At 63.4% G+C, this 6,123-nt stretch carries 7 protein-coding genes and 2 tRNA genes; 7 read left to right on the plus strand and 2 right to left on the minus strand.

Annotation, left to right across the window (positions count from 1 at the left end):
* Positions 1-39 precede the first annotated feature (39 nt).
* Positions 40-636, plus strand: coding sequence for a helix-turn-helix domain-containing protein (locus tag ABIB25_RS06180; RefSeq protein ID WP_354527525.1), 597 nt, complete (start codon positions 40-42; stop codon positions 634-636).
* A 38-nt stretch (positions 637-674) separates the two neighbouring features.
* On the opposite strand, the gene ABIB25_RS06185 is transcribed toward ABIB25_RS06180, so the two are convergent.
* Positions 675-745 (minus strand) — tRNA-Gly (locus ABIB25_RS06185).
* Positions 746-1,006: 261 nt separating this feature from the next.
* On the opposite strand from ABIB25_RS06185, the gene ABIB25_RS06190 reads away from it, so the two are divergent.
* Positions 1,007-1,080: transfer RNA gene (locus tag ABIB25_RS06190), tRNA-Pro, on the plus strand.
* A 321-nt stretch (positions 1,081-1,401) separates the two neighbouring features.
* Here the strand turns inward: ABIB25_RS06190 and ABIB25_RS06195 are convergent.
* Positions 1,402-1,830, minus strand: a complete 429-nt coding sequence (locus ABIB25_RS06195; protein ID WP_354527526.1) for a hypothetical protein — start codon at positions 1,828-1,830, stop codon at positions 1,402-1,404.
* Between the two features lie 154 nt (positions 1,831-1,984).
* Here ABIB25_RS06195 and ABIB25_RS06200 point away from each other — a divergent pair, with 154 nt between their 5' ends.
* From ABIB25_RS06200 to ABIB25_RS06220, 5 genes are all read left to right on the plus strand, one after another.
* A complete protein-coding gene (locus ABIB25_RS06200) occupies positions 1,985-2,665 on the plus strand; it encodes a hypothetical protein (protein WP_354527527.1) in 681 nt (226 codons plus the stop codon).
* A 146-nt stretch (positions 2,666-2,811) separates the two neighbouring features.
* The gene (locus ABIB25_RS06205; protein ID WP_354527528.1) at positions 2,812-3,504 is read left to right on the plus strand and encodes a hypothetical protein; all 693 of its coding nucleotides are present in this window, start codon (positions 2,812-2,814) and stop codon (positions 3,502-3,504) included.
* An 80-nt stretch (positions 3,505-3,584) separates the two neighbouring features.
* Positions 3,585-4,220 (plus strand): nucleotidyl transferase AbiEii/AbiGii toxin family protein, encoded by a 636-nt coding sequence (locus ABIB25_RS06210; RefSeq protein WP_354527529.1) that lies wholly within the window; start codon positions 3,585-3,587, stop codon positions 4,218-4,220.
* A gap of 131 nt (positions 4,221-4,351) precedes the next feature.
* Positions 4,352-4,504 carry a hypothetical protein gene (locus ABIB25_RS06215; RefSeq protein ID WP_354527530.1) on the plus strand — a complete coding sequence of 51 codons (153 nt, stop codon included), beginning with the start codon at positions 4,352-4,354 and terminating at the stop codon, positions 4,502-4,504.
* Positions 4,505-4,830: 326 nt separating this feature from the next.
* Positions 4,831-5,475, plus strand: coding sequence for an ABC transporter ATP-binding protein (locus ABIB25_RS06220; protein WP_354527531.1), 645 nt, complete (start codon positions 4,831-4,833; stop codon positions 5,473-5,475).
* Positions 5,476-6,123 lie beyond the last annotated feature (648 nt).

A 6,123-nucleotide genomic window follows, 5' to 3' on the forward strand; every position in this document is an offset into this window, starting at 1 on the left:
CGCAGCTACCATATCCTCGGTCGACGAAGGGATCAACAGGTGGATGCGGATGACCGGGACGTGCCCGCGATCGTCGGGCGCCGCATCGCCGATCTGCGTCGGGCGTCAGGCATGTCGCTGTCGGAGCTGGCCCGCCGGGCGGGGCTCGGAAAGGGCACCCTCTCCGAATTGGAGGCCGGCCACCGCAATCCGACGCTGGAAACCCTGTATGCCCTGACGGCCCCGCTGGGGGTCGGCCTCGCCACGCTGATCGACCTGGGCGGGTCCGGTGCCGGGGCGCGTGGCGCGGTGAGCGGCGACGGGGTCAGCGCGATCCTGCTGGACGTGTTCTCCACGGCGCCGGCTGTGTTCTCCGAAGTGCCGGCTGTGTTCTCCGAACGGGCAGGGCATGGCGCGACCGAGGTCTACCGGCTGATTCTCGAGCCTGGTGCCCGTCGCGTCTCACCTGCTCACGGTCCCGGTGTGCGGGAGCAGTTGACGGGGGTCAGCGGCGAGGCGCTGGTGGGGCGGATCGGGTCCGAGCAGCGGGTTGTCCCGGGGGTGACCGTCAGCTGGACCTCGGACGTGGAGCACAGTTTCGCTGCGGTGGGGGAGGTGGCCGCGCAGGGCGTCCTGCTGATCACCCACCCGGCGTAGGAAAAAGCTGCGAAGCCCGGCCGGGGGAGGAGGAGGAGAGCGGGCGACGAGAATCGAACTCGCGTAATCAGTTTGGAAGACTGAGGCACTACCATTGTGCTACGCCCGCATCGCACTACTTCGTTGTCATGCCTACCAATGGTAGCCCAAGCGGATGGCCTGATTGCCGGGTTGTCCAGGGCACCGGCGCCCCAGTTGCCCAGGGCAACGGCGCCCAGTGGGTACGATGCTCGACGACGGGCTGTAGCGCAGCTTGGTAGCGCGCCGCGTTTGGGACGCGGATGTCGCAGGTTCAAATCTTATCTGGACCGGTCACCACGATGATGCTGGTCAGCCCGTCGACGTCATGTCCGTTACGATTCGCGGACGACGGGCTGTAGCGCAGCTTGGTAGCGCGCCGCGTTTGGGACGCGGATGTCGCAGGTTCAAATCCTGTCAGCCCGACCCAGAATCGGCCCGTCCTCGCATGTTGGGGGCGGGCCGAGCTTGGTTTGTTGGCCCGAGATCGCTTGTAGCGCAGCGGATGTCATCGAGGTCATGATCCTGTCGTCAGTTGCTGGCTATGAATATTGCCCGGTGGTTGGGACCCGGTCGCCGCGAGTTTTGGGACAGCGGGGGCGCGTCTACGTTTTGCCTATCTGCAGCGGTCGACGGTGCTGCCTGTGCGAGTGCGGTTTTCACGACCAACCAGCGCCCGCAGCGCCCGCTAATGTGACGCAAGTCATAGGTTGACCGCCCGGCGGACCGGTCGCTGCGGGGGCTGAGTCACGCCAGGATCGCGGAACGAGGTTCCCCTCGAGCGCTCAGGCGGGCCTGCCGCTCCAGGGTGGTGAGCAATGTCGTTGCTGCAGAGCGCTGTTCGGCGTCGTCGACGTCCGCAGGAATGCTCATCGGGTGTAACAGGACCGACTCTGCGACGGCCTTGGCCAAAATCCGGTCCTCTTGGATCGCGGCACCCCTGGTGATCAGATTGTTCAGACTTTCCAGCCCTCTGACCGTGGCCGCAGGATCGCCGCTCAAGCTGTCATCGAGGGCTCTCCGGATCTGATCCCACCGCAACTCTCGTTCGGCCGGGCTCATTCCAGGTTCGGCGTCCGTGGCGACGTCCCGCCTCGGTTGGTGGCCGAACCACACGGCAATGACGATCACGCCGATCCCGGTCAGCGCTTGGATCGCCACAGTCCACCAGAACATGGCTCGAAATCTACCGAAGACGCTCAAGCTATTGGGTGAAGTTTGTGCGGCGGCCAGCATTTCATGTTGGGGTGGCCCGGCACGGCGGAGTCCACGTCGACGAAGGTAGTTGACACAAGTAAACCGTCAACGGACTATATCTGTCATGGAAGCGATGACGACTGGGGAGGCGGCAGTCGTCCTCGGCGTCACCCAGCGTGAAGCGCGTCGCCTTGCCCAGACCGGCGATCTACTCGTTGCGGGCACCGTTGGCCGCGCTCTGCTTCTGGACTCCGCCAGTGTGCACCGCGCGGCAGGGACCACGGCGCGGCATGGACGTCCGTGGAACCAGCAAACCGCCTGGGCGGCCATCAACCTACTCAATGGCGGCAAGGCGACATGGCTCGGTGAATCCGAGCGCTCACGCCTCAAATCACGCCTGATCCGGCGGACCACCGCCGAGGAGCTCAACTGGCTGGCCCGCCGGCGCGCGAAGACTTCCACCTACCGGGCGTCCACGTCGTATCTGACGGACGTGCAACGAGCACTGGTCGCATCGGGGGTCGCGGACACCGGCAGGACCGATGTCGACTTCGGGTTGGCCCCACGCCGCGATCACGCGGAGGGATACACCGACGCCGCTGGGGTCGCCTCGGTTGTCGACTACTACGAGCTGGTCCCCGATCCCACGGGCAACGTCACCATTCACGAAACGTCTTGCGTTGCGGGCCTGAGGATGGGATCTTCCGCGGCACTGACCGCCGTCGACCTGGCCGGCTCACTCGACACTCGCGAACGCTCCGCTGGTCTGCGTGTCCTGCGTGAACTCCTGCGGTCCATCGGGGCGCAAGCATGAGCGGACCGGTGATCCGCGAACCCACAGATGTCGACAGCGGTGGTCCGGCCACCTATAGTGCGGGTTGCAGTGAAGCCATGCGGGCTCTTAGAGCGGGTTGCTGTAACCTGATGAGAGTGTTGAACTGGTCATTGTGAGGAGGATCCATGAGCGAGCCTGTGGGCCGGCGTGATCGGTCCCGCGCTCTTGAGATCCGCCGACGGGTGCTCGACTCCCGCAAGCACTTCTGGCACTCCTCGGACTTCGATGCACCGCCATCGACCATCGAACACATCCTGGGCGCTCTGGTCGGCGAGGGTGAGTTGATCCGGGTCCGCAAGGGTCTGTTCTGGCGGGGCGCGATGACGTTGGTCGGGATGAGTCCGCCCAGTCCGATGGAGCTGGCCAGGCAGCTCGCCGGCCCGGACGGGCTCGGTCTGACCGGGCTGTCCGCTGCGAATGCTCTTGGGGTGTCCACGCAGGTCCCTCGCCGGACGCATATCGCCGTTCCCGCTCGCGCCCCGGCCGACTACCGGCAGGTGGAGTTCCGGTCCCGCCCCGCCCGGACGGGCCGCATCGCGGCGCGGCTGACGCCGCGGGAGGTGACGCTGTTGGAGTTTTTGGACGACCCCAGCGGCAGTGAACTCGACGCGGCGTCCACGTGGCGTCGCATCCGGGAGGAGATCGCCAGCGGACGGGTCCGCCCCGAGCGGTTGGCCTCGGCTGCAAGGACCGAACCAGCCCCGACGCGTGCCAGGTTGACGGCTCTGCTGGGTCAGGCTGGTTTCCCCGACCAGGCCAAGCGGGTGCCGCCGGTGGACCCACGGACGGCCGGCCGCGCCCTTGTGTCGATGGCGTGACCGGGCCCGCCCGGGAGTCGGCGGGACTTCCGTCGGACGGCCTGGTCGACCAGGACCAGCAGACGGAAGCACACCTGGCCGTGCAGGCTCCCGAGCTGCGGGACTGGTTCGCCGAGAACAGTGCTGGCTTCGATGATCTGGTTCTGGCGATTGCGGATCGCCTGGCAGTGTCGCCGCTGGCCGTTGAAAAGGACTACTGGGTGTGCCGTGCGCTGCGATCTGTCGCGCCGCAGCATCCTGGTGAGGTGATCTTCAAGGGCGCGACAAGCCTGGAGAAGATGCGGATCGTTCATCGATTCTCCGAGGATCTGGACCTGCTCGTCGTCGGTGTCTACCCGAGCAACAACGCGGCGAAGTCTGCGCTCCGGCGTATGGCGCAGGCAGCGGCCGCCGGGAATCCGGGCTGCCACATCGGCAAGCCGGTCCCGGGAGGCAATTCCGGCTCCTGCCCGGGCGGTGTATCTGGGTCTGGGTCTGCACTTCGCCAACCTGGGTACACGACCGCTTACCCTCCATCAGGCCACTTGACCACAAACACCCCGACCAGCACCAAGAAGACCCACCGCAACTTGAACACGGCACCGCCCAGGTGGCCCAACGGTCGATCTGACGAACCTCGCGTGTCCACAACCGGTGGTCGAACCGTCCATGAGGAGGTTCCCACCAGTCCGACATCGCACAAATATGTCCACAACTTGGACTTTACGGTCTGTTGACCTTTCGCACTGTGATCTGTACCATACTCTCATCCGGTTCGGGAAGGCGACATCTCGTCAACTGCCAACTCTCGTGATTCCGTCCGACGAAATCCTTCGCAAGGGATAGGAATTCAATGAGAAATCAGATTATGAGTGTCATCGCGGGAGCCTTCGTGGTGGCCGCAACAGCCGGGCTGGCAGGAACAGCGTGGGCGGGCTCTGACTACAACAGCGTCGGAACCGCCGACGACAACAGTCGAGTAGCCGGCAATCTCAAAGCATGGGGGGCAACCGAGATCTAAATCGAGGGCCAGTGTGACTGGTCCGTCTCGTGGATCACGACACCGATCGAAGCTGGACTGGGTAGAAGCTTTGCCAACGCTGTGTTCCACTACAAGAAGTCCGGCAACACCTGCTGGTACGGCGTCGAGGCTGTCTCCGTGCACACCCGAAACTAGCTAGACGTGTGGGCCCACCCTTGGAGCGCGTTTGTCCAGGGTGGGCGTCACGATGAACGATAGGGCCAGCCACGACCGCACAGAATCGGGTTTCTATGAGTCGGTCACAATTAGGTGTAGTTCTTCGTGCAACTGATCTATCGTATCAATACGGAGCGCGAGACGCGGACATGCCTGCAGTCCTGAACGCGACTGTTGAGGTGTGTGCAGGCGAAATAGTCGCAGTGCTTGGTGCGAGCGGTTCGGGGAAGTCAACGCTTCTGGCCCTTTCCGGCGGTCTCATTTGTCCCTCAACCGGGAGGGTCCAGGTAGTAGACACCGACATTCACGGACTCCAGGAGAAGGCGCGGGCCGCCTTCAGGCGTGAGCATATCGGCTTTGTCTTCCAGGACTACAACTTGATGCAGTCGCTGACGGTCCTCGAGAACGTATCACTCATCCATGAGCTAAATGGCACTAAGGCGCGGATCGCTCGCAAAAGTGCCGTCGAAATACTAGACCGTCTCGGCATCGCACCTCTTAGTCGCCGTTTCCCGGGGCAACTATCTGGCGGCCAACAACAACGCGTCGCGATCGCGCGCGCTATGATCAGTAGACCTGCACTTCTTCTTGCCGACGAGCCCACCGGCGCGATCGATTCTGAGAACGCAGAGATAGTCGTACGGTTGCTACTTGAAGTCAGCGGTCAGGGTACAGCCGTACTTCTCGTCACTCATGACCAGGGCGTCGCCAGGGTCGCGGATCGTCGACTGACGATGTCCGATGGGCGACTGGGTGAGGAACGTCCGGCTCAGCTCGTCGGGACTGACCTATGACAGGACTGGCGGTGGTGGCCCGCTTGTCACTTTATTCAATTCGGAGTTCGGTCGGTCGTACGGTACTTCTCGTACTACTTCTGGCGTTACCGGTAGCCGGGGCGAGCGCCATCGGTGCGTTACTCAACACGGCCGAGGGTACGGAGGATTCGAGGGCAAGTAACATACTCGGCGGCGCATTCGCTCGAGTTCAGATACCGGAAAGTAGTAACGTCGAGTCGACAACATGGGCAGGCTCCATTCGATCCGGGCGTGCCGCAATACGACTGGCTATTGGGCCAGATATCGTCGCGACGCCAGAGCTCAACAGGACAATGGCCATCTCGTCGACCGATTTGACCATGACAACAGTGGTGCAGGCTATCGGTGTTGAGGGCTCCGCACAGTCGCTGCTGGGTCGCCGTCTCGTTACCGTCGAAGGATATCTTCCCCGGTCTGTCAATGAGGTCGCCGTCAGTCGAAAAGCGGCCGAGCGGGTCGGAGCGTCAGTAGGTTCCAAGATTGTCTTCAGCGGCGGCAAAGTGCTGACGGTCGTAGGTATTGTACTTAGCCCTAGCCTCGCGCTTTCATGCGGGTGCTGAGGTCGGCGTTTCGAAGTAGGCGAAAGGTGCTCTCACCTGCGATAATGATGGCCTCTAAGGTCAACAT

The organism is Nakamurella sp. UYEF19, assembly GCF_040546275.1.
In the GTDB taxonomy this organism is placed as follows: Bacteria; Actinomycetota; Actinomycetes; order Mycobacteriales; family Nakamurellaceae; genus Nakamurella.